Here is a 26,466-nt window from a genome sequence, read left to right as displayed (position 1 = left end):
AGAGTTTTCTCGGAGCGCCGACGAAACCGGTGTATGACTACCCACGAGTACGACGTCGTGGTCGTCGGGGCCGGCACCTCGGGCTGTTACACGGCCGCGACGGTCTCGAACGCGGGGTACGACGTCGCCGTCGTCGAGCGAAAGTCCGCCGAGGAGGCGGGGCACATCGCGTGTGGGGACGCGCTGAAGGGCGCGGACTCCTTCCCGGAGGCGATTCCGAAGTCGAAACTCGAACCGGCGTTCACGAACACGGGAGTCGACCACGGGCGCTTCGAGATTCCCCAGGAGGACACCGTCCTCGACATCCCGGTGCCGGGCGAACTCGCGGTCATCGACCGCTGGGAGTACGGTCGCTGTGTCATCGACGGCGCCGACGAGGCGGGCGCTGACTTCCACTACGACGTGGTCGTCCAGGACGTGCTCCAGGACCGCTCGGGCACCGTGACCGGCGTGAAGGGGACGCGGCGCGGCGACGCCGTCCAGTTCGACGCCGACATCGTCGTGGACGCCGCGGGCGCGCTCTCCGTGTTGCAGGACAAGGTCGACGTGGCCGACGCCACGTTCGACACGAACGTCTCGTACTCGCAGTTCTGCTCGGCGTACCGCGAAATCGTGGAAGTCCCGGAGCCGGTGGAGTGGGACGACGCGCTCGTGTTCAAGCCGACCGAGCGCGCCGCGGGCTACCTCTGGTACTTCCCGCGCACCGACACCGAAATCAACGCCGGCCTCGGCTTCCAGATGAACGAGGAGCCGATGCAACTCGTGGACGACCTGAAACGGGACCTGCGTCGACGTCCCGAGTTCGAGGGCGCGGAAGTGAAGGACAAACTCGGCGCGGCGCTCCCGACCCGGCGCCCCTACGACTCCGCGACCGCACCCGGGTTCCTCGCGGTGGGTGACGCCGCCGGCCACGTCAACCCGACGACTGGCGGCGGCATCGCGGGCGCGGCGTACGCCGGGAAGTACGCCGGCGAGCAGGCCATCGAGGCCCTGGAAGCCGGCGACGTCTCCGAGGCGATGCTCTGGGAGTACAACGAGCGCGTGATGGACCACTTCGGCGCGCGGTACGCCGGCCTCGACGTGTACAACATCCTCTCGACGGCCGTCGACGTGGACGACCTGATGGGGCTGCTCGCGGCGCTCCCCGGCCAGAAACTCGCCGAAGCGCTGTACGCCGGGAGCACGGACTTCAGCCTCCGCCTGAAGGTCGTGACGGCCCTGAAGTCCTACGGCTACTGGGGCGAAATCTGGAACTTCTACAAGACGAAACAGCAGGCCGACCGCCTCATCGACCACTACGGCGACTACCCGAGTTCGCCGGAGGGAATGGCCGCCTGGCAGTCCCGGCGCGACGACATCATGGACGACGTGTACGCCGTCACCGGCGCGGACGCGAAGTACTAGTTCTCCTCCCCGTACTCGCCGCCGTACTTCAGGACGGCCCACGCGAACGCGAGGACGGCCACGAGCCCCGTGACGAGGTAGATGGCGATGTCCCGCGAGCGATTCGTGAGGATGGAGACGAACCCCTCCTGTGCGGGCGGGTCCGTCGTCACCTCGACGGTGCCGAGCATCCCGACGGACTCGTGGGGGATACAGAAGTACTCGTAGGTCCCCTCCACTTCGAAGGTGTGCCGGTAGTTCTCCTCGCCGGCGATGTCGCCGCGGTCCGGGTAGCCCCGCCGGGCCGCCGCTTCCTCGTCGAAGCCGCCGGACGCGAAGAACTCGGCCGCGTCGGGAATCTCGTCCTCGTAGGCGGTGACCGAGTGGCCGACGGCGCCGACGTTCTGCCAGATGACCGTGGTGCCCGGTTCGACGAATATCTCGTCGGGGTTGAACACCAGCGAGTCGGTCATGTTCACGCGCTGCGTCTGGCCTTCCTGCTGTGCGTCAGCCGGTTCCGTCGCGGCGGCGACGCCGGCAACACCGCCGAGTGTGGCGAGGAAGCCGCGGCGAGTGACCTGCGAACCCATGGAAACGTGTAGGTCGACCGACTAGAAGGTGGTTGTTACCAGATTACGGCCGGTCGGTGGCCACGGACCGGATCGCGCCCGAGAGCGCGTCGACGGCCGGCCACAGCGACCCCTCGTCCACGTCGAACGTCGACGTGTGGTGGCCGCCGGGGTGGTCGGTGCCGACGCAGACGTAACACGCCAGGCCGCCGGTCTGCTGGACGCGTTGCATCAGGTAGGTGGCGTCCTCGCTCCCGCCCAGCGAGTCGCGCTCGACGACCGAATCCACGTCCGGGTGGCCGCCGGCCTCGGCGGCGAACGCGTCCACGAGCGCCTGATCGCTCTCCGCGCTCGGCGCCTCGCCCTCCGTGGAGAGTTCGACCTCGCACTCGTGCATGTCCGCCGCCGAGTGCAGGACGCGCTCGGCCTTCCTCTTCATGTAGTGCATCAGGTCGGTGGTCTCGCCCCGGACCTCGCCCTCCACGAACGCCTCCTCGGGGACGATGTTCGTCGCGGTGCCGCCGCCCGCGCGCCCGGCGTTCACGCGCGTCGCGCCGCCGTCGTGGCGCGGAATCGCGTAGAGGTTCTGAATCGCCGTCGCCATCGCCTGCACCGCGTTCCGCCCTTCCTCGGGGTGGGCGCCGGCGTGGGCGGGTTCGCCCTCGAACTCCGCGAGCAGGTGGCTCACCGCGAGGAAGCCGTCGACGCCCGCGACCACCTCGCCGCTCGGGTGGTCGAGACCGAGGTGAACCGCGTACAGGTAGTCCACGTCGTCGAGGTGGCCGCTCTCCGCGATGGCCTTCCCGCCGCCGACGCGCTCCTCGGCGGGCTGGAAGACGACCTTCAGCGTCCCCTCGAAGTCGCTGTCCGCTACGGCTTCGAGGACGCCGACGCCGATGGTGGCGTGGCCGTCGTGCCCGCAGGCGTGCATGTACCCCTCGTGTTCGGAGCGAAAGCCCTCGCTGGCGGGGTGGTGGTCGCCGCTCTCGGACTCGGTGATGTGGAGTGCGTCGATGTCCACGCGCAGGCCGACCGTCGGGCCGTCGCCGCGTTCGAGAGTGGCGATTGCGCCCGTGTGTCCGCCCGCCATCCGGTCGACCAACTCGGCGTCGGCGCCGTCCTCGACTGCGCGCTCCTGCCACTCCGCGAGCGTGTCGCCGTCGGGCACCGCCATCCGGCTCTCGGCGTCCACGACCTCGGGGCCGACGAGGAGGTCGTCGACGCCGACCCGGCGGCACGCCTCGGCGATTCGGGCCGTCGTGTAGAACTCACACCACGCCGGCTCCGGGTGTCGGTGGAGGTCTCTGCGCAGCGAGACCAGCGAATCTCTGTCCATGCTCGGAGAGGCGGTGCCGGCGACCATAAAGGTGTCAGAACGTGCCACGGCGCGGCAAGATATTTGTAAGCCGACCGTTGTTGCATGGTACGTGGTATCATGAGTGGTGACGACGAGTACGAAGACGACCTCTCGGAGGAGCTCGCGGACGCCGAAGCCGCGGCCGCCGGCGAGGGGCCGCGCATCGACTTCTACGGCGGCGAAGCGATGAGCGCGTTCCCCCTGGTCTTCTTCGTCATATGGGCAATCGTACAGAGTGGCATCCTCAGAATCGGCGACACCACCGGCCTCGTCGCCGGGATGCTCGTCGGCCTCATCCTCGGACTCTTCTTCGTGAAGGGCTCCTGGAAGGGGTACGCGAACACCATCTTCGAGGGCATGACCCGGCGCGTCGCCGCCACCGCCGTCGTGGCGTGGCTGTGGGCCGGCATGTTCGCGGAGACCATCCAGGTCGGCGGGTTCGTCTCCGGCCTCGTGTGGGCCGCCGACGCGGCCGGCGTCGGCGCCGGCCTCTTCCCCGCGATTACGTTCATCCTCGCGGGGCTGCTCGCCACCGGTATCGGCACCGGCTACGGCACGACCGTCGCGTTCACCGCGCTGTTCTTCCCGGCGGGCGTCCTGCTCGGCGCGAACCCCGTGGTGCTGTTCGGCGCCATCCTCTCCGGCGCCGTCTTCGGTGACAACCTCGCGCCCGTCAGCGACACCACCATCGTCAGCGCGGTCACGCAGGACGCCGACATCGGCGGCGTCGTCGCGTCGCGGTTCAAGTACGCCATCGTCGCCGCCGTCCTCGCGTTCGCCGGCTACATCGTCGCGGGGACGTCGACGAACGGCGTCGACGTCGCGGGAGACGCGGGCGACCTGCTCGTCGCGAGCGCCGACCCCGCCGGTCTCCTCCACCTCGTCTCGATGTTCGTCGTCATCGGCACCGCGGTCGCCGGGCGGCACATCGTCGAAGCCATCTCGTGGGGCATCGTCGTCGCGTTCGTCTTCAACGTCGCGACCGGCCTCGCCCCCATCTCCGAGATGGTCGTCTTCCGGGCGGACGAGACGCTCGGCATCGCCCAGGACTTCGCGTTCCTGCCGTTCGTCGAACTCGTCGACACCACGCAGGAGGGCGTGAGCACGGGCGTCGGCGGGAGCCTCTACGCGGGCGCACAGGGCTTCTTCCCGCTCATCGTGCTCGTGTTGCTCATCGTCGCGGCCGCCCAAATCATGATTCGCGGCGGCGGCTTCCGCGCGATTCAGGACTGGCTGCTGGACTCCGTCGCGACGACGGTGCGCCGCGCGGAGGCGACGATGGTGCTCGGCACCGCGTTCGTCAACTCCATGATCACCATCAACACCGCCGCGGAAATCGCCATCGCGCCGTACATCGCGCGCCTCGGCGAACGGTTCAACATCAACGGCTACCGGCGCGCGAACATCCTCGACGCGAACACCAGCGCGCTCGGCTACATCTTCCCGTGGTCGGGCGGCGTGCTCGTCGGCTACTCGGTGATTCAGGGCTTGCCCGACCAGTACGACTGGTTCAGCCAGTCGATGGTGGTCAACCCCGTGGAGGTCGTGCCGTACGTCTTCCACGGCTGGTTCCTCGTGGGCATCTTCGTGGTCGCGGCGCTCACCGGGTTCGGGCTGGAGTACACCAGTGACCGCGAGTCCGAGGAGGTGGCTCGCCTATGAGCCTCCTGAAGAAGTACACGAAGGGCTGGTCGTTCCGCACGAACAAGCCCGGTTTCGACGAGGGCGACGAACTCTCGGTGTTCGTCACGGGCACCGAGGACGGCGTCGCTATCGCGCGCATCGGCGACTCGAAACTGCGCCTGCCCGACGCCCCTGAGGACCTCGTGGACAAGCGCGTGCGCCTCCGCGTCACCGCGTTCGACGAGAACGACCACACCGGGGAAGCCGAGTACCTGGAGACGGTCGGCGAGAGCGCGTTCTAGACGCGCCGCTACGCCGTTTTTCGACGGAGAGAGAACGGAGAGATTACGCGGAGCCCAGCGGCTTGACCTGTTCGAGTTCGGCTTCGACGTGGACGCTCGACGGGAAGTCTCGCTCCATGATGGAGCGCGCGAGGTCGTCGTGGCCGTGGAGTTCGATGCGGCGACGGTAGACGGTGTAATGCCAGTCGCCGGTCTTCTCGGAGCGGTCGCCGCCGAGTTTCGCGTACAGCGGGACGTTGATTTCGCTCGGTGCGTCGGAGTGGGGGCCTTTCATCTCGGCGCCCTTGCGACGGCACGTCTCCTTGATGTCGGAGACGACGCCGTCGAGCGCCGCTCGGTCCCCGCTCTTGAGGGATAGTTTCGTGACGAAGGTCATGGCTGGGGGGTGCTGATACGCTATGATGTGTTCCACCGTGAAAAAGCGTGTGCTTGCCCGCCGAGCGTGCGCCCGTCCACCACTCCGACATTCTCTTAACCGACGCCCGGTTATGTACGGGTAATGACGGTCGAAGCGACCAGCGCCGGAGCGATTCTGTTCCGCGACACGCGGGACCGGCGCGAATACCTCCTCCTGAAGAGCCGGCCCGGGGACTGGGAGTTCCCGAAGGGCGGCGTGGAGGGGGACGAAGAGCTCCAACAGACGGCAATCAGAGAGGTACAGGAGGAGGCCGGCATCGAGGATTTCCGCCTCATCGACGGCTTCCGCGACGACTACGACTACGTGTTCGAGGCGAACGGCGACCGCATCCACAAGACGGTCCACCTGTTCATCGCGAGGTCTTTCGAGGCGAGCGCGGAGTTGTCCAACGAGCACTCGGACCTCCAGTGGCGGGACTACGAGCAAGCCATCAACACCATCACGCAGGACGGGCCCCGCGACATCCTCCGGGACGCCCACGACTTCCTCGACGAGGAAATCGAAGCCTGACCCGCCTCTCGGCGGGGGTCGCCGCCGAGCGACCGCCACAGCGAAAGACGTAGGGCGCTGCCCTCGGGACTGTTTCTCGTGGCCGACTCCGAGTTCGGATTCGAGTTGCGGGTGTGCGCGTGGGCGGAGCAGTGGCCGCCCGACGGCGACGCGGCGAGTTTCGTCGCGCGCCAACTCGGCACCCGGAACCGGCGCTGGGACACGCTCGTAATCGAAGTCGACCCCGACGCCCTCCGGCGGCGCGCGGACTTCGGCGCGGAGCGCCTCGATTCCGACCTCCTGCACGTCGTCCGGCACGCACCCGACGACTGGCAGTTCTACCGGGACGCCCTCCCGCACCCGGGCTACCCGTGGCGGTACGTCCGCGAGGCCGTCCACCGGGCGAGCGACCGTGACGTGGTCGAGACCAGGAGAGACGGGAACAAGATTCAACTCCGCCGGAAGTGGGCGTACCCCGACTGGGTCGAGCGCATCGTCGCCATCGAGAACAAGCCGGACTTGGACGCGTCGGCGGCGGACGCGCTCGCGGACCAACTCGAACGCGACGTGGCGCTCGGCCTCGCCGACGAGGTGTGGCTGGCGACCGAGAGCGACGGCGACGGCGTGGAGCGCGCGCTTCTCACCGAGATGCCCGTCGAGGCCGGGATTCTCGCGTTCGACGGCGGCGAGGCGTCCGTCGAGTGGCACCCGCGGACGCTCGCCGCGGAGGCGGCGGGGACGCGAATCACCGAGCGCCCGTCCGGCGGCGAGTACGACCAGTCGGCGGCGCGCTTCGAGTACGTGGACGCCGACTGGAAACGCGAGAAGCGCCTCGAAATCGCCGAACGCGCCTACGAGCGCGGCTGGCGGTCGTACCTCGACACGATGCGCCCGGACTGCCGGCACTTCGACGTGGAACGCGGCGAACACGGCTACCTCCCGCGCTGTCGGGCGAAGAACCGCGAACAGACGGCCGCCGAGTGCTCCGGGTCGTGTCCCGAGTACGAGCCGGAGCCGCCGGCGTGGCGACAGAAGGAGTGGCCCATCGAGGGCGGGCCGGGCGCGGCGATTCGGCGCGTGCTAGACGCCCGGCGGTCGCGCGAGCGCTGACTACTCGTCGTCGGTGTCGACGTTCACGTCCTCGCGGGGCACCGCGAGTTTGTACGTCGGGACGGTGCGGTGTTCGACCTCCACGACGCCCTTGCGCTTGAGCGTCTGGAGCGCGCGCCGCACGTCCCCGGATTCGAGGTCGGCGGCGTCCGAGTATTCGTCCCGGACGGCGTGGAGCACGGAGACGACGCTCTCGGCGCGCTCGTCGGGCCCGGCGAGGACCGCGAACACCTTCCGCTCGGTGTCGGACATGTGGACGGCGGGCGCCTCGCCGTCCTCGGGCGCTTCGCCGACGAGTGCGGCGGCCTCCGTCGTCGCGCGAATCATGCTGTTCTCGTCCCGGTAGTAGTAGTCCCGCAGGGTGTCCTCGAGGTACTGGTGGACGTCGCTCCCGCTTTCCATGCCCCAGCGGTCCTGCAGGTCGCTGTTTTTCGTCGGCTGGAGTTCCACCACGTCCGCCAGCCGCTCGCGGTCCTCCTCGGAGAGGGTCATACCAGTTCGTTCAGCGGGACGGTATTTCGGGTTTGCGAAGGCACCGTACCCGGGGGCCTTATGCCGCCGGTCGCCGTGCCCTCGCACATGGCAGACACCGTTCGACTGGACGTGACCGACGGCGTCGCGACCGTGACCATCGACCGCCCGGACGCGCTGAACGCGCTGAACGTGGACACGCTCGGAGCGCTCCGGGACGCGCTCGCGGAGGCCGAGGACGCCGACGCGCGCGCGCTCGTCCTGACGGGCGCCGGCGAGAAGGCGTTCATCGCGGGCGCCGACATCGCCGCGATGTCGGAGATGGATACCGCCGAAGCCCAGGCGTACGCCGACCTCGGGCACGACGTGGCCAACGCCATCGAACAGTTCCCGGCTCCCGCCATCGCGGCCATCAACGGCTACGCGTTCGGCGGCGGGATGGAGATGGCGCTCGCCTGCGACCTCCGCGTCGCCTCCGAGCGCGCGCTCCTCGGCCAGACCGAAATCGACCTCGGCATCATCCCCGGGTGGGGCGCGACCCAGCGCCTCCCGCGCCTCGTGGACGACGAGACGGCGCGCCGCCTCGTCTTCTTCGGCGACCGCCTCGACGCGACCGACGCCCACGAGGAGGGACTCGTCGGCGAGGTCGTCGCACACGACGAACTCGACGACCACGTCCAGGACCTCGCTGCCGAACTCGCGGCGCAGCCGGCGACCGCGATGCGCGCCGCGAAGGAGGCCCTGAATCAGAGCCACGAGACCACGCTCGCGGGCGGCCTGGCCTTCGAGCGCCGGACGTGGGCGGGGCTGTTCGGGAGCCACGACCAGCGCGAGGGGATGCGAGCGTTCGTCGAGGACCGCGACCCGGACTTCGAGTAGTCAGTCGCCGGGCGTCGGCCGCAGCGGCGCCGCGTTCTCGACGGTCTCCCGCACCTGCGTGTAGACGACGACCAGCGCGAGCGCCGCGAGCGCGCTGCCGACGGCGAACGGCACGGCGAACCCGTACCGAACGAGGAACCCGGAGGCGAGCGGGCCGATGGCGGTGCCGAGGCCGAACCCCATCGTGAGCACGGAGAGCGTGCTGCCGGACTCACCCTCGCGGGCGAGGTCGCCGGCGACCGCGAGCGACGGCGCGAACACGGCGGCGACGGCGACGCCCTGCACGAACCGCGCGAGCGTCATCGTCAGCGGCGTGGGCGCGTACCCCTGCGCGAGCGTCGACGGCACGAGCAACACGAACCCGGCGACGATGAACGGGCGGCGGCCGTACGTGTCGCTGGCGTTCCCGACCGGCACCTGCAGGAGGACGTTCGCGAGCGTCACCGCGCCGAACTGCAGGCCGAACAGCACGGAGGACTGCTGGAGGCGTTCGTTGATGGTGGCCTCCAGCGTCGCGAACATCGCGATGCAGATGCCCATGCAGACGGTGGCGACGCCGAGCGCGAACACGGGGTCGAGCAGGCCGCGGTCGCCGCGCACGGCGACAGAGAGGTCGTCGGCCGCGTCGGCGGCCTGCCTGTCGGGTTCGTCGACGAGCACTTCGACGAGCGCGAAACTGGTGAGCGCGCCGACGACGGCGACGGCGAACGCGGCGTCGAACCCGAACTGCGTGAGGACGACCCCGGCGACGATGGGGCCGAACCCGAACCCGATGAGGCGGAACGTGTTGAACACGCCGAAGTTGCTGCCGCGGGTGTCGGTGGTGCCGAGTTCGTTCACGAGCGCGACGGTCGCGGGGACGGTGAGCGCCGCGCCGATGCCCTGGAGCGCGCGCAACACCAACACGAGCCGGTAGTCGGAGACGACCGAGTAGGCCGCCGAGGCGACGGCGAGCAGGACGAGGCCGCCGAGGATGAACGGCTTGCGGACGCCCGCGCGGTCGGAGAGCCGGCCGGTGAACGGCTGGAGGAAGCTGTTCAGGAAGCCGAACATGGAGAGCACGAGCCCGACGAGCAGCGCGGGCGTGACCGTCAGCAGGTCGACGCCGGCGACGGCGAGCGGGCCGGTGAACGACTCGACGGCGACCCGGCCCTCCGCGCCGATGTAGGCGGGGAGGACGACGATGAGAAAGGAGTTCCCGAGCGCGTCGGCCATCCGCGCCATCGCGAGCGCGAGCACGCGGCGGTCGGTGTCGAGGATGCCCATCGCCCGGACGGACGGCGGCCCGCGGCTTGACGGTTCTGGGCGCGGCGGAACCGTCCGGGAAACAGTTAGGGACGTCGGCGTGGTACGTCTCGGCATGACACGCGAGGTCAAACTGAACGAGCTCGCCGCCGAACTCGACGCGCTGAGTTACCCGGCGACCCACGCGGACGCCAGCACCGAACTGTCGGACGTCGTCCTCCTGTACGCGGACGGCGAGGAGCGATTCGTCGACGTCCTCGACCGGTCGAACGAGGACGTCTTCGTGAGCCGCGACGACCTCGAATCCGAAGTGTTCTCTCTGCTCCCCACGGAGGCCGTCGGCGAACCCGGCCAGTCCGAGGGAGAGGGGTGAAACAGGGCGTTTAACTGCCGCGGCGAGCAACTGCAGGGCATGGAATTCTGCGACGAGTGCGGTTCGATGATGAAGGCCGAAGACGAACTCTGGGTCTGCGGGAGTTGCGGGAACAAACAGCCGAAAGACCCCGACGCCTCCTACGTCGTCACCGAAGGCCAGGAAGACACCGAAATCGTCGACGTGAGCGACGCCCAGGACAAGGGCCTCCCGACCACGGAAGTCGTCTGCCCGAAGTGCGAGAACGACGAAGCCCACTGGTACATGCAACAGATTCGGTCCGCCGACGAGTCCGAGACGCGGTTCTTCATCTGCACGGAGTGCGAACACCGCTGGCGCGAAGACGACAACTAAGACGTACCTTTTTCCGCCTCGGGTGTCCTCGCTCCCGCTGGTCGCTGCGGGCACCTCTCGGCGCAAAAATCTACGCTAAAAAATACCTGCCTCCGCGGGGCTCCGCCCCGCTCCGGCAGTGAACCGCTCGCTCCGCTCGCGGATGCTCCCTCATAACTGCACACTCGCCGCGAACGTTCAAATACGAGCACGCGACCAACCGCACCCGTGAACTGACACGGAGTGGGACGGTCACAGCAGCGAGGCGGCGAGCCGTCCCCCGGAAGTAACCGCCGGACAGCTACGGCTTCCGCGCGAACAGCAGGTAGCCGGTGTGCCCGACGCCCGCCGTCGACGGCCTGCTGCCGCGGTCGTCGAAGTCCATCTCGCGCTGGATGGTCTCCATCGACTCGACGTTCGCGAGGCCGGCGTCGCGGGCGGCCTGCGCGGCGTCGCGGGCGTTCTCCACGAACGGCGAGTACACCGCGACGTAGCCGCCGGAGACGAGCAGGTCGTCGGCGCGCGCGACCACGTCCGGAGCGTCCTGCGTGTCCAGCGTCAGCAGGTCGAACTCGCCGAGGGAGTCGAGGTCCTCGGTCACGTCGCCCGCCCGGACCTCGACGCTGTCCGCGACTTCCGCGAGTTCCATGTTCTCGCGTGCGACCTCGGCGAACTCCGACTTCTGCTCGTAGGTCACCACGCTCGCGCCGAGGCGGCCGAGGTACGCCGCGAGCACGCCCGTCCCCGTTCCGGCGTCGAGCACGCGGTCCTCGCGACACGCGCCCGTGTGGCCGACGATGAGCCCGATGTCCTTGGGCATCATCGGCGCGCCGGTGCGCTCGAAGTGGTTGAACAGGTCCGGGCCGCGGAGTTTCCGCACCGTGAACGGCTCCCCGAGGTGCGTCTCCACGACCTGCCCGGGTTCGGGGTCCTCGGGCGCCTCCACGACGCCGAGGTCGGTGTGTAACTCCTCTCCGGGGGCGACGAGGAACTCGCGGTCGCCCCGAACGAGCAACATCACTCCAGTCGCTCGATGGCCGCCGCGAGGTCGCCGTCGGTGTCCGCCAGCGCCTCCCGCGCTTCGTCCTCGCTCGCGCCCGTGCGCTGGGCCACGATTTCCACGTCGCCCTCGGGAATCCCGCCGTCATCGCTCTCGCTCTCCTCGCCGCCCTCGACGGCCGCCGCCGCGCTCTCGCGCTCGCTCGGCTCGCCGATAATCTGGTAGGTCTCCTGCCCGCGGGCGTCCATCTTCGTGACGTCCGGGTCGGAGAACACCAGTTCGGTGCCGTCGCCCTGCTTGATGACGACCTCCGTGGCGTCGAGTTCGTCGACGTCGATGCCCATCTGTTCCATCATCTGCTTCATCTTCCGCGGATTCATGCCGCCGCCTCCAAACATACGCGAACGCTCGCGGTGCGACAAGAAAAGGATGGCGAACCCGAGCAGCGCGACCGGACGCGAGGGGCGCTATGTGGGCGTTACTCGGCTTCGACGGTGTTCTGCATTATTCGGCTTCGACGCCGTCCCGCACCATCACCGCCATCCCCGTATCGAAGTCGCGCATCGCCTGCGCGTCGAGTTCGGCGCGCCCGACGGCGAGGAGATGGCCGTCCTCGTGGACGATTGCGACCTCGTCACCGGCGCGGACGTCGGCGTCCACGTCCTGTACGAACTTCGCGAAGACGTTCTTGCCGTCGCGCACGAACGGTTCGCTGTCGTCGCCGACGACGACGCGAGCGCTCGGGTAGTCGAGGCCGTCGGCGAGACGCTGGCCGCCTGCGGTGCCGAGGGTCAGGCGGCCGTCGAGGCCCACGGAGACGAGGCGTTCGCCGTCGCCGCGAGCGACCTGCTGTGGGCGTCCGGTGCTCGAGCGCTGGATTCGGAAGTCGGCGTCCTCGGGGAACAGCGCCGCGCTCGCTCCGGCGCCGAACTGGTAGTCGGCGACCGTTCGGAGCGCCGCGAGGTCCGCGTCCTGCATGCCTCGCCGTCGGCAGTCAGCGCGTAAAGCCGCTTCGGGTCGGCGAAGTGGACGGTCGTGGGAAAGTGGATGCGCTTATGTGACCCCAGGTGTAACGGCCGTCCATGAACGACACGACGAAAATCGGCGTAGCGGGCGTCCTGCTCGTGGTGAGCTCGGCGCTGCTGTTCTTCTCGGGGCTGGACCCGACGGCGACGACGACGCTGCTCGGCATCGCGGGCGTCGCGACGACCGGGCTGGCGGTCGGCTCGCTCCTGATGGGGAGTACGGGCACCGACGGCCGGATGGTTTAGAGCAGGAACGTCTCTTCTCGGTCGCTGAGGTCGACAAACGAGTCCGCGGCTTCGATGAGTTCGTCGGCCGCGGACGCGCCGAACGCCATCACTTCCACGCGTACGCCCTCGTGGCGGAGGTGGTGACAGAGCCGGGAGAAGTCGCCGTCGCCCGTGCAGAGTACGACCGTATCGACGTGGTCGGCGAGCGCGACGGCGTCGAGACTCATCCCGACGTCCCAGTCGGCCTTCTTCGACCCGTCGCCGAACGTCTTGATGTCCTTTATCTTCGTCTCGAAGCCGATGTCGTGGAGCGCGTCGAAGAACGTGTCCTCGTCTTCTGCCTGCGCGCGGATGACGTACGCGATGGCGCGCGTGAGTTCGCGGCCCTGGACGGCCTTCTCGAGGAGCGACGAGTAGTCGATGTTCTGGGAGTAGACGCTCTGGGCGGAGTGATAGAGATTCTGCGCGTCGGCGAGAACCGCGACGCGTTGCCCGGCGTGAATCGGCGGCATACCTCGGTGTCCGGGTTCACCCGTAATGAAAGTACGCGCCCCGCCGTCAGGCCGACGGCGTGTCGCGTCGCGTGACCGCGAGCGTCTCGGGGTCGAGTTCGTAGTACGACTTCCACGTTGGTTCGAGGCCGACGACGCGCGTGTCGCCGTACGTGCTCTCGGCGTGTTCGTGGTGGTGGCCGACCAGACAGAGGTCCGGGTCGAGGGCGTCCAGAATCTCGTCGATGTACTGGCAGCCGACCTCGTACTCCTCGGTGACGGGGAGGCCGTGAGGGGCTTCGTGCGCGAGGAACACGTCCACGTCCGAGAGCGCTTTCGCGCGTTCGACGTCGTCGCGCACGAAGTGCCGCCGCCGGTCGCCGTGGAGCATCGCGCGCGGCTTCTCGAACTGGGTCGGCGCGTAGTTCCCCGAGAGGCCCGCGACCCGAAGTCCCTGGACGTCTTCGACGGTGCTGTGGAGGAGCGTCGCGTTGGCCACGTCGTCGCTCCGGACGCGACCGTGTCGGAGCGCGTCGATGACGTCGAAGTCCTCGTTGTTCCCGCCGATGAAGTAGGTCGGGTACGGGAGGTCGTAGTACATCAGGTCTCCGGCTTGGAGCGCCACGTCGGCGTCCGCGGCGCGGTACGCGGCGAAGAGGGCGCGGCGTCGGTCGGGCGTCGTGGCGTGGGCGTCGCCGAGGACCAGCATTCACCAGTAGTCGGGTCAGAGACGCCAAAAAACCCCCGATGGCGGGACGGCGAACGCGGCTCCGGCAGACGTTGTCCGCGGCGACAGGCCTTTACTGGTGGCCGCCACAGAAAGGAGTATGACTGGCGCTCCCGCCGACGCGACAGCGGTCTCCGGGAGTGCCACCTCCTTCTTCGGGAAACGCAAACGCCGTACACCCACTCGATAGACTCGCCGCGGGCGTAGCGCCCCCGTGCCGGGTTCTCGTGGCAGGCACTGTTCGCCGACCAGCGTTTCCCGACACACCATGCAACTCAGTACACCAATCGACGGCGTCTACCCCGCGATGACGACGCCGCTGACAGCCGACGGCAGTATCGATTTCGACCGACTCCGCGACGACGCGCGCCGCCTCGTGGACCGCGGCGTGGACGGCCTCGTCCCCGTGGGGACGACCGGCGAGAGCGCGACGCTCACCCACGACGAACACGTCGAGGTCGTCGAAGCGGTCGCCGACGCGGCCGGCGACGACGTGCCGATTATCGCCGGCGCGGGCAGCAACTCCACCCACGAGGCGGTCGGCCTCGCGGCGCGCTCCGTGGACGCCGGCGCGGACGCCCTGCTCCTCATCTCTCCGTACTACAACAAGCCCGAGCCCGCGGGGATGGAGGCTCACTACCGGGAGATTGCCGACCGCGTCGACGCGCCCCAAATCGTCTACAACGTGCCGTCGCGGACCGGGCGCAACATCGCCGTGGACACCGCCGTCTCGCTCGCCAGCCACGAGAACGTCGTGGGATACAAGGCCGCGAGCGGCGACGTGGGCCGCGTCAGCGAGGTAATCGAGCGCACCCGCGACGAGGAGTTTTCGGTGCTCTCGGGCGACGACGGCCTGACGCTCCCGATTCTCTCGGTCGGCGGCCGGGGCGCAATCAGCGTCACCGCGAACGTCGAACCCGAGCGCGTGAGCGACCTCGTGTGGGCGGCTCTGGAGGGAGACGACGAGACAGCCCGCGAGCGCCACCACGAACTCGCGGACCTGAACCGCGCGCTGTTCGCGGAGACGAACCCGATTCCGGTGAAGGCCGCACAGGAACTCAGCGGGCAGGGGCCCGCGAACTATCGGTCGCCGCTGTCGGACGCGACCGACGCGACCCGCGAGCGACTGGAGCGCGCGCTGGACGCGCTCCCGGAACGCGAGGTGACCGCATGAGAGTCGCCGTCACCGGCGCCGACGGACGGATGGGTCGAACCGTCCGTTCGGTCGCCGCGGAGCGCGGCGACGAAATCGCGTTCGCGACGACCCGAGCCGAGGACGAGTTCGCCGACGCGAGCGACTTCGAGAGCCTCCTCTCGGAACACGAACCCGACGCAGTCGTGGACTTCACCGCGCCCGAGGCGAGCGTCGAGTACGCCGCGGCCTGCGCAGACGCCGGCGTCCCAATCGTCGTCGGCACCACTGGGTTCGCCGACGACCAGCGCGTCTCGCTGCGGGCGGCCGGCGAGGAGACGCCCGTCATGCTCGGCGCGAACTTCTCACGGGGCGTGCAGGCCCTGCTCGACGCCGTCGAGGCCGCCGTCGGAGCGCTCCCCGAGTACGACGTGGAGGTCACCGAGACCCACCACAGCGGGAAGCGCGACGCCCCGAGCGGCACCGCGAATCTCGTCCTCGAACGAATCGACGAGACGCGTGGCGACTCGGAGCGCGTCCACGGACGCGTCGGCGACCAGCCCCGAGAAGAGGGCGAAATCGGCGTCCACGCGCGGCGAGCCGGAAGTGTCACGGGCGAGCACGAGGCCCTGCTCGCGGGGAACGGCGAAGTCCTCGAACTGACCCACCGTGCGGGCTCGCGGGACGTGTTCGCGGCGGGCGCGCTGGACGCGGCGGGGTGGCTCGCCGACCAGCCCGCCGGCTTCTACCGGTTCTCGGAGGTGTCGGCGGCAGTATGACCCTCGAACGCGAGATTCGCGACCTGTGGGCGCGCCACGAGGCGGGCGACCTGTCGGCCGACACCGCGACGGCGGGCGACGCCGACAGCCTCGACGCGTTCCTCGACGCGCTCGAAGCCGGCGAGATTCGGGCCGCAGAGAAGCGGGACGGCGACTGGGAGGCCGTCGAGTGGGTGAAGCGCGGCGTCCTCCTGAACTTCGCGCTCCGCGAGACGGAGCGCCGCGAGTACGGCGACGTGGCGTACCACGACGTGCTCCCGCTCCGGGACACCGCCGACCTGCTCGAACGCGGCACGCGGAACACGCCCGACGGCACGACCCTCCGGCGCGGGTCGCACCTCGGCGACGACTGCATCGTGATGTCGCCCGCGTTCGTGAACGTCGGCGCCTACGTCGGGGACGGCACGCTCGTGGACTCCTGTGACACCGTCGGCTCCTGTGCGCAAATCGGCGCGGACGTGAAACTCGGCGCGAACACCCTGATTGGCGGCGTCCTCGAACCCGTGGAGGACGCGCCCGTCGTCGTGGAAGACGGCGTGTCGCTGGGTGCCGGCTGCCGGGTCACGTCGGGGTTCGTCGTCGGCGAGAACTCGGTCGTCGGCGAGAACACCCTCCTGACGCCCCGAATTCCGGTCTACGACCTCGTCGAGGAGGAAATTCTGTACGGCGAACTGCCGCCGGAGCGCCGCGCCTTCACCCGATTCGTGGAGTCCTCGGTGGGCGACCACGACCTGTTCGACGGCGGCGCGTACAAGCCCGCGGTGGTGGCGATGGACCTCGAAGCCGAGACGCTCGACGCCACCCAGCGCGAGGAGGTACTGCGGTCGTGACCCGGAACCCCGCGGTTCGTCGGCTGGCGGACTGGTCGCCCGGCGACCTGCGGGACCTCGCCGCGGAGTACGGCACGCCGCTGTACGTCCAGGACCTCGACCGCGTGCGGGAGAACTACGAGCGCGTCGCGGCGGCGTTCCCCGACGCCCGCATCCACTACGCCGTGAAGGCCAACGCCGGGCGAGCCGTCCTCCGGGCGCTCCGCGAGGCGGGCGCCGGCGCGGAGTGCGCGTCTGCCGGCGAGGTGTACCGCGCGCTCGACGCCGGCTTCGAACCGAGCGAGATTCACTACACGGCGGTCAATCCGCCGGCCCGCGACCTCGACTACGTGCTCGACGCGGCGCCCGACGCGACGTTCGTGGTCGGCGCGCGCGACACCGTCGACCGACTCGCCGAGCGCGGATTCGCGGGACGACTCGCCGTCCGTGTCCACCCGGGCGTCGGTGCCGGCCACAGCGAGGCCGTGGCGACCGGCGCGGATGCGAAGTTCGGCGTCCCCCACGACGAGGCCGCGGCCGTCATCGGGGACGCCGTAGACCGGGGGTTCGACGTGGTCGGCGTCCACGCCCACGTCGGAAGCGGGATGCTCACCGACGACGACGTGGCCGCCCACCGCGAAGTCGTCGAACGCCTCGCCGCGGTCGCACGGAACGCGCCCGCGGACCTAGAGTTCGTGGACGCCGGCGGCGGGTTCGGCGTCCCCTACCGCCCCGACGAGGAACCGCTCGACCTCGGTTCGGTCGCCGACGCCACCCGGACCGCGCTGGCCGACGTGGACGCCGACCTCGTGCTCGAACCGGGACGCTACTTCGTGGCCGACGCGGGCGTCCTGCTGACCGAAGTGAACACGGTGAAGCCGACCGACGGCGCGACGCTCGCGGGCGTCGACGCTGGCATGACGACGCTCCTCCGGCCCGCACTCTACGGCGCCCACCACGAGGTCCGGTCGCTCGCGCCGGACGCCGCCGACCGCGACACCGACGCGGTGGACGTGGTGGGCCCAATCTGCGAGAGCACCGACGTGCTCGCCGAAGACCGACGCCTCCCCGCGCCCGAACGCGGCGACCTGCTCGCCGTCGGGAACGCGGGCGCGTACGGCGTCGAGATGTCCTTCCAGTACAACTCCCGACAGCGACCGGCGGTCGTCGCACTCGACGGCGGCGAGGACTCTCTCGCCCGCGAGCGCGACGGCTTCGACTCCCTGACTGCACCAGAACGATGATTCCCTACGACCGATACCACGGCACCGGCAACGACTTCGCAATCGTCGACGCGACCAACCACGTCCCCGACCGCGGCGCGTTCGCGCAGGCCGTCTGCGCGCGCCTCGGCGTGGACGGCGTGCTCTTCCTCGCGCTCGAAACGCGGTACACGCCGCCCCGCGCGGTGATGACACTCGTCCAGCCCGACGGCTCGACGGCGGACATGTGCGGGAACGGCGCGCGCTGTGCCGCCCGCTGGGTCGCCGAGCAGACCGGCGCCGACGCCGTGATGCTGGACACGCAGGCGGGCACGCGGCGCGCCGACGTGGACGGCGAGACGGTGACCGTGGAGATGGGCGCTCCCGAATTCGACCCCGGCGCCGTCCCGGTCGTCAGCGACGACCCGATGGAGCGCGACGAACTCGCGGGCTACGAGGTGACGGCCGTGAACACGGGCGTCCCGCACGCGGTCGTCTTCGTCGACGACGTCGACGACGTGGACATCGACGCCGACGCCCCCGACATCCGCCACCACGAGGCGTTCCCAGACGGCGCGAACGTCACGTTCGCGTCGCCCGACGGCGAGGACGGCTTCCGCCAGCGCACGTTCGAGCGCGGCGTCGAGGGGGAGACCCAGTCCTGTGGCACGGGCGCCGTCGCCATCGCCGCCGTCGCGCACCGCGAGGGACGCTGCGGCGAGCAGGTGTCAGTACGGCCGCCGGGCGGCGAACTCCACGTCGACCTGTCCGGGGGACGCGCGACGCTCCGCGGCCCGACCGAACACGAGGGCGAGGGCGAAGCCGAAGCGGAGCCCGTCCGACGCGTCGATGCCTGAGTTCGACCCCCTCGCGTTCCACGAGCGCGCCGTCCGCACGCCCTCCCACGAGGACGTGACCGAGATGCGCGCGTTGCTCGTCGACACCCTGCGCGAGCACGGCCACCCGCCCGAGGTGGACGACGCCGGCAACGTCCTCGCGTCCCGGGGCGAGGGGCGACCGCACGTCGTCCTGAACACGCACATCGACACCGTGCCGCCACACGTCGAGTACTCGCGGGACGGCGACGTGGTTCGGGGGCGGGGGGCGTGCGACGCGAAGGGGCCGCTGGCCGCGCTCCTCGCGGCGTTCCTCGCGGTCGAACCCACTGAGGGCCGAGTGACGCTCGCGATTACGCCGGACGAGGAGACCGAGTCGGCGGGCGCGGCGGCGCTCTCCCTCGACGCGGACGCCTACGTCGTCGGCGAGCCCACCGACCTCGCGGCGTGTACGAGCGCCCGCGGCCGCTTCCAGGCGACCGTCTCGCTGTCCGGCGTCGGGGCGCACGCCGCCGACCCCACCTCGGGCGTGAACGCCGTCGCCGCCGCTGAGCAGGCGCTCGCCGCGATTCGCGGGTTCGACGCCGAGCACGGGCCCGAACGCCACCCGGAACTCGGGCCGCCGACGCTCACGCCGACGCGGATTCGGGGCGGGGACGCCGCGAACCGCGTGCCCGACGACTGCGACATCGTCGTCGACCGGCGAACCGTTCCGCCCGAGACGCAGGCGTCGTTCTTCGCGGCCTTCGAGAGCCACGTCCGCGACGCGGTGCCCGCCGACGTGGGCGTCGAGGTGACCCCCGTCGAGCGCGACACGCCGTTCCTCGAAGCGTTCGACACGCCCGACGACGCGGACGTCGTGCGCGCGCTCCGCGACGCCGGCGCGGGCGACTCCCGACCGTTCGGCGCTGCGACCGAGGCGTCTTACTTCGCCGAAGACGCGCCGACGGTCGTCTTCGGGCCGGGCGTATTGGCCGACGACGAGGGGCCGGTCGCGCACGCCCAACGCGAGTACGTGCGCCGGTCGGACGTGGAACGCGCCGCGGAAATCGCGACCGACGCGCTCGACTCGCTGGTGTAGGTTTTTCTCGCTCGCGGGCGACAGTTCGTGGTATGTTGACAGAGGCCATCGACGGGCGCCGGCCGAGCGGCGAGTACCTCGCCGAGGTCGTCTACGGCGCGAACGACGGCATCGTGACGACGTTCGCGGTTGTCGCGGGCGCGGCGGGCGCGGTGCTGGAACCCCGCGTCGTCGTCATCCTCGGCGTCGCGAACCTCTTCGCGGACGGCTTCTCGATGGGGATGAGCAACTACCTCTCGCGGCGCTCGGAACTCGACTACCAGCGCGCCGAGGGCGAAGCCGGCGACGACGGCGGGAAGCCGCCGGCGGTCACCGCGTTCGTGACGTTCCTCGCGTTCGTCGTCGCCGGGTGGACGCCCCTGCTGCCGTACGTCCTCGGGATGGCGGCGTCGTTCCCGGTTTCGGTGGCGGCGGCGGGCGTCGCGTTCTTCGTCGTGGGTGCGGGCCGGAGTCTCGTCACCGAGCGCCGGTGGTGGTTCGCGGGCGTCGAGATGTTCGTCGTCGGGATGCTCGCGGCGGGCGTCGCGTTCGCCGTCGGCGAACTCCTGCGCGGCGTCGCCTAGAGCAGGAGGGGCGCGACGACGATGACGAGCAGGGACGCCGCGATTCCCATCAGCACGTCGAGGGCGACGCCGGCGCGCAGCATCTGGGAGCGCGTGACCGCCCCGGTGCCGTACGCGATTGCGTTCGGGGGCGTGGCGACGGGGAGCGCGAAGCCGAAACTCGCAGCGACGGCACACGCCACCGCGAGCGTGACGCCGGTGCCCTCGGCGCGCCCGAGTTCGACGAGGACGGGCGCGAGGATGGCGGCCGTCGCGGTGTTCGACGCGAGTTCGGAGAGCAGGACGGTGAGCGCGACGACGGCGGCGACGGCGGCGAGAATCGGCGCGCTGACCACGGGGTCGAGCAGGGTGCGCGCGAGCCACGTCGTCGCGCCGGTGTCGGTGAGCGCGTCCGCGAGCGAGAGGCCGCCGCCGAACAACAGCAGGGTCGGCCAGTCGATGCCGCGCACGTCGTCCTCGTCTATCGCGCCGGCGAGCACGAGCGCGACGACGCCGAGGACGCCGACGACGGCGAAGGACAGCACCCCGTCCGCCGCGCCGCCGCCGAACAGGCGCGCGTGGACGCTCGCGGGCAGCCACCGGAACAAAAAGTCGAGGCCGCCGACCACCCAGAGCGTCGCGGTGGCGAGGAACACCGCGCCGACCCGGCGTTGCATCCCGGTGAGCGGGTCGAAGTCGGCGAGCAGGTCGGGGGCGTCGTCGACCGTGCGCTCGCCGGTCTCGGGCGGGTAGAGACGGAGCAACACCACCCAGACGATGGGGAGGGAGGCGACGACGACGGGGACGCCGACGGTCATCCAGTCGAGGAACGACACCTCGACGCCCAAGCCCTGTTCTATCTGGGTGGCGACGATGGCGTTCGCGGGCGTGCCGACGAGCGTCCCGATGCCGCCGACGCTCGCGCCGTACGCGGTGCCCAGGAGCGCGGCGACGTGGAGGTTCGAGTCCGCGGGTGCGTCCGGCCGGACGGCGCGCACGACCCCCGCCGCGACGGGCATCAGCATCGCCGCCGTCGCGGTGTTCGAGACGACCATCGAGAGCGCGGCGGCGGCCACCATCAGGCCGAGGACGAGGCGGCGCGGCGCGGTGCCGACGGCGGCGACGAGGCGGAGCGCCACCCGGCGGTCGAGGCCGACCGACTGGAGCGCCGCGGCCAGCAGAAAGGTGGCGAGGAAGAGCGCGACGACGGGGTCGGCGAACCCCGAGAACGCCGGGTCGACGCGGGGGTAGACGCCGAGGGCCACCAGCCAGACGGGGACGAGGAGCGCGGTAATCGAGAGCGGGAGCGCGCCCGTCACCCAGCAGACGGCGGCGAACCACCCGGTCGCGAGCGCGCCGACGCCCGCCGGCGTCAGTCCCTCCGGGGTCGGCGCGGCGACGACGGCGGCGGCGCCGACGGTGGCGAGCGCGAGCGCGGGGGTGCGCCGAGTCACACCGGGAAAACGGTCCGCGACCCGATAACTCTAGCCGAAGAAGATGTCCGCGAGGTCGGCGCCCCGCGAGTCCACGTCCGCGTACAGTTCGGTGTACCCGCAGGAGGTGCAGGTCACCGTCTGGAAGTTGTTCGTCTGGATGTCGAACATCTTGGAGAGCCCCGAGCCGGTCGTGGAGATGCTCCCCACGTCCACCTCGTCGTGACCACATTTCGGGCAGCCTTCGTCCTGCATGGTCGGACGTGCGGCGCGGTCCGGTAAAAGCCTTCAGGGGACGGTCAGGCGTCCCGCGCGATGTCGGCGCCGAGGCCGGTGTAGGACTCGGGCGTGAGCGCGAGCAGTTCGTCGCGCACGTCCTCGGGGAGGTCCATCGACGCGAACAGTTCGTGGAAGTCCTCCAGCGAGACGCGTTCGCCCCGCGTGAGGGCTTTCACGCGCTCGTAGGCGTCGTCGTGGCCCTCGCGCCGGAGAATCGTCTGGACGGCTTCGCCGATGATTTCGGGGTTCGCGCGCAGGTCCTCGCGCATCACGGCCTCGTTGGGCACGACCTTCCCGAGACCGTCGCCGAGTTTCGTGTACGCGAGCAGGCAGTACGCCAGTGCGCCGCCGATGTTGCGCTTGACCGTCGAGTCCGAGAGGTCCCGCTGGAGGCGACTCGTGGTGAGGTACTCCGAGAGGAACTCCAAGTCCGCGTTCGCCTTCGAGAGGTTGCCCTCGCTGTTCTCGAAGTCGATGGGGTTGACCTTGTGGGGCATCGTCGACGACCCGGTCTCGGTCTTCGCGGCGTCCTGCCCGAGGTAGCGCTGGGAGACGTACAGCCACACGTCCAGGGAGAGGTCTCGGCAGACGTTGTTCGCGCCGCGGAGCGCGTCGAACAGCGCCGCGAGGTCGTCACAGGGGTTGACCTGCGTCGTCGGTTCGACGTACTCCAGTTCGAGGGACTGCACGAACTCCTCGGAGAACGTGCGCCAGTCCACGTCCGGGAAGGCGGCGTGGTGGGCGGCCCACGTGCCCGACGCGCCCGCGAGCTTCCCGGAGAGCGACTCGGCGGCGTCCTCGACGCGAGCGATGGCGCGCCCGAGGCGGGCGGCGTAGACGGCCATCTCCTTCCCGAACGTCGTCGGCGTCGCGGGCTGGCCGTGGGTGCGCGCGAGCATCGGCAGGTCGGCGTAGTCGTGGGCGAACTCCACGAGTTCGTCGCGGCGCGCGCGCAGTTCCGGCACGAGCACGTCCGTGACGGCGGGCTTGGCGAGCAGGCGGTGCGCGAGGTTGTTCACGTCCTCGCTCGTCAGGCCGAAGTGAATCCACGAGTGCGCGCGCTCCGGCGCGGCCTCCCGCACGAAGTACTCGACGGCCTTTACGTCGTGGTTGGTGGCGTCGTAACCGCGGGCGCCCTCGGTCTCGATGCGCTTCACGAGGTCGGCGTCGTCGGCCTCGAAGGCCTCGTAGGCGGCCCGCAGACGCTCGGTCTCGTCGTCGGTGAGTTCCAGCGGGACGGTGTCGAGGTCGGCGAGCGCGAGCAGGTACTCCACTTCGACCTGCACGCGAGCGCGCATCAGCGCGGCTTCGCTCGCGTACGCGGCCAGCGGAGAGGTTCGACCGGCGTACCGGCCGTCGAGGGGCGTGACGGCGTATAGCGGGCTCTCGTCGGTCATGGGGACGAGTGGCGGCGCTCGGGGCAAAAGCCTGCCGGTCGATTCGGGCCACGCTCGTGCATACAAAGTGCGATAGAATCGGCAAGTGCGCGGGTTTCTATACTCGTTCGTGTATACCCACCGGTTCGGAACCGCAACCACTTTGCGGGTCGCGGTCCGTCTTCGAAACATGACTCGCATCGCTGGGCTCGCCAGCAACCGCGGCCGGAACCTCCTGCACGTGGACGACCTCGAACCGGGCGGCGCCGACCTCGCCGTCGTGCTGTCGAACCACGCCGATGCGCCCGTCCTCGACGCCGCCGAGGACCGCGACATTCCCACGGAGGTCGTCGAGCAGGGCGAGGACGAGAGCCGCCGCGACCACGAGAAGCGCGTCGTCGAGGCGCTCGCGGACTACGACGTGGACTTCGTCTGCCTCGACGGCTACATGCGCGTGCTCTCCGAGACGTTCCTCGACTCGGTGCCGCTCACGCTGAACGTCCACCCGAGTCTCCTCCCCGCGTTCCCGGGGATGGACGCCCACGAGCAAGTCCTCGACGCGAACGTCTCCGTCACGGGCTGTACCGTCCACGTCGTCACGGACGCCGTCGGCGACGACGGCGCGGTTCGCGACGAGGACGTGGACGCCGGCCCCATCGTGACACAGGAGCCGGTGCCCGTGTACGCCGACGACGACCGGGCCGACCTGAAAGAGCGCGTGCTGTACGACGCCGAGTTCGAGGCGTACCCGCGCGCGATTCGGTGGTTCGCGAACGGCGACCTCGACGCGAGCGCGGACGGCGTCACCGTCGACGCCGACGACGGCGGCGACTTCCCGGCGCGCCGCCTCGCGAGCGCCGACCGCGCGGACTCGCTCCGGTACGGCGAGAACCCCCATCAGGACGCCGCCGTCTACCGCGACGACACCTGCGAGGAGGCGAGCGTCGTCCACGCCGACCAACTGAACGAGGGCGCGAAGGCGCTCTCGTACAACAACTACAACGACGCCGACGCCGCGCTGAACCTCGTCAAGGAGTTCGACGACCCGGCGGCCGCCGTCATCAAGCACACCAACCCCGCGGGCTGTGCGACCGCCGACACGCTCGCCGACGCGTACTCGGACGCGCTCGCCACCGACGCCAAGTCCGCGTTCGGCGGCATCGTCGCGCTGAACCGAGTCTGCGACGCGGAGACGGCCGAGCGCGTCGCGGACTCGTTCAAGGAAGTCGTCGTCGCGCCCGGCTACACGGACGCCGCGCTCGACGCGCTCCGCGAGAAGTCGAACCTGCGCATCCTGTCTGTCGGTGAACTCGGCGAACCGACCGAACTCCAGACCGAGAAGGCGCTCGTCGGCGGGCGCCTCGTGCAGGAACGGGACCTCTGGGCGCCGAGCACCGAGGACTTCGAAGTCGTCACCGAGCGCGACCCGACCGAGGAGGAAATCGAGACCATGCTGTTCGCGTGGCGCGTCCTCAAGCACGTGAAGTCCAACGGCATCCTGTTCGCGGACGGCACCGAAACCGTGGGTCTCGGCGTCGGGCAGGTCTCTCGCGTGGACGCCGTGGAAATCGCGGCGACGAAGGCCGAACGCGACGCCGAGGGGAAGGACGCCGACGGCGCCGTGATGGCCTCGGACGCCTTCTTCCCGTTCCCGGACGCCGTCGAGGAGGCCGCCGACGCCGGCGTCGAGGCAATCGTCCAGCCCGGCGGGTCGAAGAACGACGACAAGGTCATTGACGCCGCCGACGAGCACGGGATGGCGATGGTGTTCACCGGGCATCGGTGCTTTAGACACGACTGAGCGAAGTGAAGGAGTGCCGGAAGCTCGCGGCGCGAGCGTGTGAGCGACGCGGTGCTTTAGACACGACTGAGCGCCAGCGAAGGAGAGTCTAAAGGCCGCGAGGCGTCTGTCGAGGGCGTAGGAATCGAAGTGGAGGCCGGAGCGCAGAAGTGAATGACAGCGTCTTTGGCCGTCGCGTCAGCGGGTGGTCGGGCGCGCTCCACTCGGTGTGAGTGTTCGTAGTATCAAATAAACGCGGTAAGGACAAACGGCCGTTTGAGGTATCCGGGCTACTCGAAGGCGATGGTGCGCGTCGCGGCGTCGGCGCCCCAGTCGAGTTCCATCTCGAACTCGCTGGCGTCGCCGGCGGCGGGCGCGGTGGCGTCGACGGTGACTGTCTTCTCGGTGCCGGCGGCGATATCGAAGGAGGTGCGCGTGGGTGCGCCCGCGGTGCCGAGGACTTTCGTGACGAACGTCATGGCGTCGCCGGCGTTGTCGACGGTGACGTCGACGGAGAAACTCCCCTCGCTCGCGACGGCGTCGGGCGCGGCGACGTCGGTGACGCTGTACTCGACGTCCTGCGTGATGGTTTCGACGTCGCGCGCGGAGAACTCCCAGGTCGCCGTGGTGTCGCCGGTGTCGAGGTCGACCGAGGCGGTGTACGGCGTCACGTCGTTCGGGACGGGGTACGCGGCGGTGAACTGGTTGAAGCCGCCGCCGAGCGGGAAGACCGGGCTGTCGTACGTCTGGTCGTTGACGGTGAGCGTGACGTTCTCGCCGACGAACGTCTCGTAGTCGTCGATGGCGTCGACCTGGAACGTGACGAGCGTGTACCGGGTGGTGTTCCCGGAGTGGACGGTGCGGCCGCTGCCGTCGGCGGAGACGACGAACGCGGTCGAGTCCGCGTTCTCGACGGACAGCGCGCGGTCGCCGGAGAGGCTGACCTCGTCGCCGAACGCCAGCGGGCCGTCGTCCGTGGTCGTCGTGTCGGTCGATTCGGTGGTGTCGGTCGGTTCGTCGGTCGTGGTGGAGGACTCGTCGCCGTCGTCCTGTCCGCCCATGCAGCCCGCGAGCGCGAGCGGCACGGACGCGGAGACGGACGCGAGGAACCGTCGTCGGTCCATACCCCCTCGTAGAACGACCTCGGTAGAAGTGGGTTCGGATGAGTAAAACAGCCGTTTGACGGTTCGTGAT

The 26,466-nt window shown here is 70.0% G+C and carries 31 protein-coding genes; 17 read left to right on the top strand and 14 right to left on the bottom strand.

The genetic code is table 11. The features are described 5' to 3' along the window. The first annotated feature begins 33 nt into the window (after positions 1-33). Positions 34-1,404 (top strand): geranylgeranyl reductase family protein, encoded by a 1,371-nt coding sequence (locus tag LT972_RS10715; protein ID WP_232570234.1) that lies wholly within the window; start codon positions 34-36, stop codon positions 1,402-1,404. On the opposite strand, the gene LT972_RS10710 is transcribed toward LT972_RS10715, so the two are convergent. Together LT972_RS10710 and LT972_RS10705 are read right to left on the bottom strand one after the other, a co-directional pair. Further along, positions 1,401-1,973 carry a plastocyanin/azurin family copper-binding protein gene (locus LT972_RS10710; protein WP_332839496.1) on the bottom strand — a complete coding sequence of 191 codons (573 nt, stop codon included), beginning with the start codon at positions 1,971-1,973 and terminating at the stop codon, positions 1,401-1,403. The genes LT972_RS10715 and LT972_RS10710 overlap by 4 nt on opposite strands. A 43-nt stretch (positions 1,974-2,016) precedes the next feature. Then, positions 2,017-3,288, bottom strand: coding sequence for an amidohydrolase (locus LT972_RS10705; RefSeq protein ID WP_232570232.1), 1,272 nt, complete (start codon positions 3,286-3,288; stop codon positions 2,017-2,019). A gap of 99 nt (positions 3,289-3,387) precedes the next feature. Here LT972_RS10705 and LT972_RS10700 point away from each other — a divergent pair, with 99 nt between their 5' ends. Both LT972_RS10700 and LT972_RS10695 read left to right on the top strand, forming a co-directional pair. After that, positions 3,388-4,971: a Na+/H+ antiporter NhaC family protein gene (locus LT972_RS10700; RefSeq protein ID WP_232570230.1), complete on the top strand. Its 1,584-nt coding sequence runs from the start codon at positions 3,388-3,390 to the stop codon at positions 4,969-4,971. Further along, positions 4,968-5,234 carry a DUF7513 family protein gene (locus LT972_RS10695; RefSeq protein ID WP_232570228.1) on the top strand — a complete coding sequence of 89 codons (267 nt, stop codon included), beginning with the start codon at positions 4,968-4,970 and terminating at the stop codon, positions 5,232-5,234. The genes LT972_RS10700 and LT972_RS10695 overlap by 4 nt, the downstream gene beginning before the upstream one ends. A gap of 43 nt (positions 5,235-5,277) precedes the next feature. Here the strand turns inward: LT972_RS10695 and LT972_RS10690 are convergent, their stop codons facing one another. After that, complete coding sequence (locus tag LT972_RS10690) at positions 5,278-5,610, bottom strand: uS10/mL48 family ribosomal protein (RefSeq protein WP_232570227.1); 333 nt, start codon at positions 5,608-5,610, stop codon at positions 5,278-5,280. Positions 5,611-5,733: 123 nt separating this feature from the next. Here LT972_RS10690 and LT972_RS10685 point away from each other — a divergent pair, with 123 nt between their 5' ends. Further along, complete coding sequence (locus LT972_RS10685) at positions 5,734-6,162, top strand: bis(5'-nucleosyl)-tetraphosphatase (RefSeq protein ID WP_232570225.1); 429 nt, start codon at positions 5,734-5,736, stop codon at positions 6,160-6,162. A gap of 78 nt (positions 6,163-6,240) precedes the next feature. Beyond that, positions 6,241-7,251: a DUF5787 family protein gene (locus LT972_RS10680; protein ID WP_232570224.1), complete on the top strand. Its 1,011-nt coding sequence runs from the start codon at positions 6,241-6,243 to the stop codon at positions 7,249-7,251. Here LT972_RS10680 and LT972_RS10675 read toward each other — a convergent pair whose 3' ends face one another. Beyond that, complete coding sequence (locus LT972_RS10675; RefSeq protein ID WP_232570222.1) at positions 7,252-7,743, bottom strand: DUF5797 family protein; 492 nt, start codon at positions 7,741-7,743, stop codon at positions 7,252-7,254. An 87-nt stretch (positions 7,744-7,830) separates the two neighbouring features. Between LT972_RS10675 and LT972_RS10670 the strand changes: the two genes are divergently transcribed. Continuing rightward, a complete protein-coding gene (locus LT972_RS10670; protein WP_232570220.1) occupies positions 7,831-8,601 on the top strand; it encodes an enoyl-CoA hydratase/isomerase family protein in 771 nt (256 codons plus the stop codon). On the opposite strand, the gene LT972_RS10665 is transcribed toward LT972_RS10670, so the two are convergent. Next, positions 8,602-9,867 (bottom strand): MFS transporter, encoded by a 1,266-nt coding sequence (locus tag LT972_RS10665; RefSeq protein ID WP_232570218.1) that lies wholly within the window; start codon positions 9,865-9,867, stop codon positions 8,602-8,604. Between the two features lie 94 nt (positions 9,868-9,961). On the opposite strand from LT972_RS10665, the gene LT972_RS10660 reads away from it, so the two are divergent. Both LT972_RS10660 and LT972_RS10655 read left to right on the top strand, forming a co-directional pair. Next, complete coding sequence (locus LT972_RS10660) at positions 9,962-10,219, top strand: DUF5789 family protein (protein ID WP_232570216.1); 258 nt, start codon at positions 9,962-9,964, stop codon at positions 10,217-10,219. Positions 10,220-10,258: 39 nt separating this feature from the next. Continuing rightward, complete coding sequence (locus tag LT972_RS10655; protein WP_232570215.1) at positions 10,259-10,573, top strand: transcription factor S; 315 nt, start codon at positions 10,259-10,261, stop codon at positions 10,571-10,573. 280 nt (positions 10,574-10,853) lie between these two features. Here LT972_RS10655 and LT972_RS10650 read toward each other — a convergent pair whose 3' ends face one another. From LT972_RS10650 to LT972_RS10640, 3 genes are all read right to left on the bottom strand, one after another. Further along, positions 10,854-11,573 carry a methyltransferase domain-containing protein gene (locus tag LT972_RS10650; protein WP_390226308.1) on the bottom strand — a complete coding sequence of 240 codons (720 nt, stop codon included), beginning with the start codon at positions 11,571-11,573 and terminating at the stop codon, positions 10,854-10,856. Beyond that, positions 11,570-11,950: a nascent polypeptide-associated complex protein gene (locus LT972_RS10645; RefSeq protein WP_232570211.1), complete on the bottom strand. Its 381-nt coding sequence runs from the start codon at positions 11,948-11,950 to the stop codon at positions 11,570-11,572. Before LT972_RS10645 ends, LT972_RS10650 begins: the two co-directional genes overlap by 4 nt. Before the next feature lie 106 nt (positions 11,951-12,056). Further along, positions 12,057-12,530 carry a PUA domain-containing protein gene (locus tag LT972_RS10640; RefSeq protein WP_232570209.1) on the bottom strand — a complete coding sequence of 158 codons (474 nt, stop codon included), beginning with the start codon at positions 12,528-12,530 and terminating at the stop codon, positions 12,057-12,059. 104 nt (positions 12,531-12,634) lie between these two features. Between LT972_RS10640 and LT972_RS10635 the strand changes: the two genes are divergently transcribed. After that, on the top strand, positions 12,635-12,823 hold the full coding sequence (locus tag LT972_RS10635) for a hypothetical protein (protein WP_232570207.1): 189 nt from the start codon (positions 12,635-12,637) through the stop codon (positions 12,821-12,823). On the opposite strand, the gene LT972_RS10630 is transcribed toward LT972_RS10635, so the two are convergent. Next, a complete protein-coding gene (locus tag LT972_RS10630; RefSeq protein ID WP_232570205.1) occupies positions 12,820-13,317 on the bottom strand; it encodes a LabA-like NYN domain-containing protein in 498 nt (165 codons plus the stop codon). The genes LT972_RS10635 and LT972_RS10630 overlap by 4 nt on opposite strands. A gap of 46 nt (positions 13,318-13,363) precedes the next feature. Continuing rightward, positions 13,364-14,005, bottom strand: coding sequence for a metallophosphoesterase family protein (locus LT972_RS10625; protein WP_232570203.1), 642 nt, complete (start codon positions 14,003-14,005; stop codon positions 13,364-13,366). Between the two features lie 286 nt (positions 14,006-14,291). On the opposite strand from LT972_RS10625, the gene dapA reads away from it, so the two are divergent. Genes dapA through LT972_RS10590 form a run of 7 tightly spaced genes read left to right on the top strand, consistent with a single transcriptional unit; the run spans position 14,292 to position 20,425 of the window. Beyond that, entirely contained in the window at positions 14,292-15,197 is a 906-nt protein-coding gene (gene dapA / locus LT972_RS10620; RefSeq protein ID WP_232570202.1) for a 4-hydroxy-tetrahydrodipicolinate synthase, read from the top strand. Then, positions 15,194-15,934 (top strand): 4-hydroxy-tetrahydrodipicolinate reductase, encoded by a 741-nt coding sequence (gene dapB / locus LT972_RS10615; RefSeq protein WP_232570200.1) that lies wholly within the window; start codon positions 15,194-15,196, stop codon positions 15,932-15,934. Before dapA ends, dapB begins: the two co-directional genes overlap by 4 nt. Continuing rightward, on the top strand, positions 15,931-16,764 hold the full coding sequence (locus LT972_RS10610; RefSeq protein WP_232570198.1) for a 2,3,4,5-tetrahydropyridine-2,6-dicarboxylate N-succinyltransferase: 834 nt from the start codon (positions 15,931-15,933) through the stop codon (positions 16,762-16,764). The genes dapB and LT972_RS10610 overlap by 4 nt, the downstream gene beginning before the upstream one ends. Next, positions 16,761-17,987, top strand: coding sequence for a diaminopimelate decarboxylase (lysA, locus tag LT972_RS10605; protein WP_232570197.1), 1,227 nt, complete (start codon positions 16,761-16,763; stop codon positions 17,985-17,987). Before LT972_RS10610 ends, lysA begins: the two co-directional genes overlap by 4 nt. Continuing rightward, entirely contained in the window at positions 17,984-18,802 is an 819-nt protein-coding gene (dapF, locus tag LT972_RS10600) for a diaminopimelate epimerase (RefSeq protein ID WP_232570195.1), read from the top strand. Before lysA ends, dapF begins: the two co-directional genes overlap by 4 nt. Then, positions 18,795-19,862 carry a M20/M25/M40 family metallo-hydrolase gene (locus tag LT972_RS10595; RefSeq protein WP_232570193.1) on the top strand — a complete coding sequence of 356 codons (1,068 nt, stop codon included), beginning with the start codon at positions 18,795-18,797 and terminating at the stop codon, positions 19,860-19,862. The genes dapF and LT972_RS10595 overlap by 8 nt, the downstream gene beginning before the upstream one ends. Positions 19,863-19,894: 32 nt before the next feature. Next, positions 19,895-20,425, top strand: coding sequence for a VIT1/CCC1 transporter family protein (locus LT972_RS10590; protein ID WP_232570191.1), 531 nt, complete (start codon positions 19,895-19,897; stop codon positions 20,423-20,425). Here the strand turns inward: LT972_RS10590 and LT972_RS10585 are convergent. Genes LT972_RS10585 through purB form a run of 3 tightly spaced genes read right to left on the bottom strand, consistent with a single transcriptional unit; the run spans position 20,422 to position 23,513 of the window. Beyond that, complete coding sequence (locus LT972_RS10585) at positions 20,422-21,858, bottom strand: SLC13 family permease (protein WP_232570189.1); 1,437 nt, start codon at positions 21,856-21,858, stop codon at positions 20,422-20,424. The genes LT972_RS10590 and LT972_RS10585 overlap by 4 nt on opposite strands. Positions 21,859-21,888: 30 nt before the next feature. Further along, on the bottom strand, positions 21,889-22,092 hold the full coding sequence (locus LT972_RS10580; protein ID WP_232570187.1) for a zinc ribbon domain-containing protein: 204 nt from the start codon (positions 22,090-22,092) through the stop codon (positions 21,889-21,891). 44 nt (positions 22,093-22,136) lie between these two features. Beyond that, positions 22,137-23,513, bottom strand: coding sequence for an adenylosuccinate lyase (gene purB, locus LT972_RS10575; RefSeq protein WP_232570178.1), 1,377 nt, complete (start codon positions 23,511-23,513; stop codon positions 22,137-22,139). Positions 23,514-23,682: 169 nt separating this feature from the next. Here purB and purH point away from each other — a divergent pair, with 169 nt between their 5' ends. Next, entirely contained in the window at positions 23,683-25,293 is a 1,611-nt protein-coding gene (gene purH / locus LT972_RS10570; RefSeq protein ID WP_232570177.1) for a bifunctional phosphoribosylaminoimidazolecarboxamide formyltransferase/IMP cyclohydrolase, read from the top strand. A gap of 269 nt (positions 25,294-25,562) precedes the next feature. Here purH and LT972_RS10565 read toward each other — a convergent pair whose 3' ends face one another. After that, complete coding sequence (locus LT972_RS10565) at positions 25,563-26,396, bottom strand: hypothetical protein (protein WP_232570175.1); 834 nt, start codon at positions 26,394-26,396, stop codon at positions 25,563-25,565. Positions 26,397-26,466: the final 70 nt, after the last annotated feature.

Origin of the sequence: Halobacterium litoreum (genome assembly GCF_021233415.1) — an archaeon.
Classification (GTDB): domain Archaea; phylum Halobacteriota; class Halobacteria; order Halobacteriales; family Halobacteriaceae; genus Halobacterium; species Halobacterium litoreum.
This window is presented reverse-complemented; position numbering and strand designations above follow the sequence as displayed.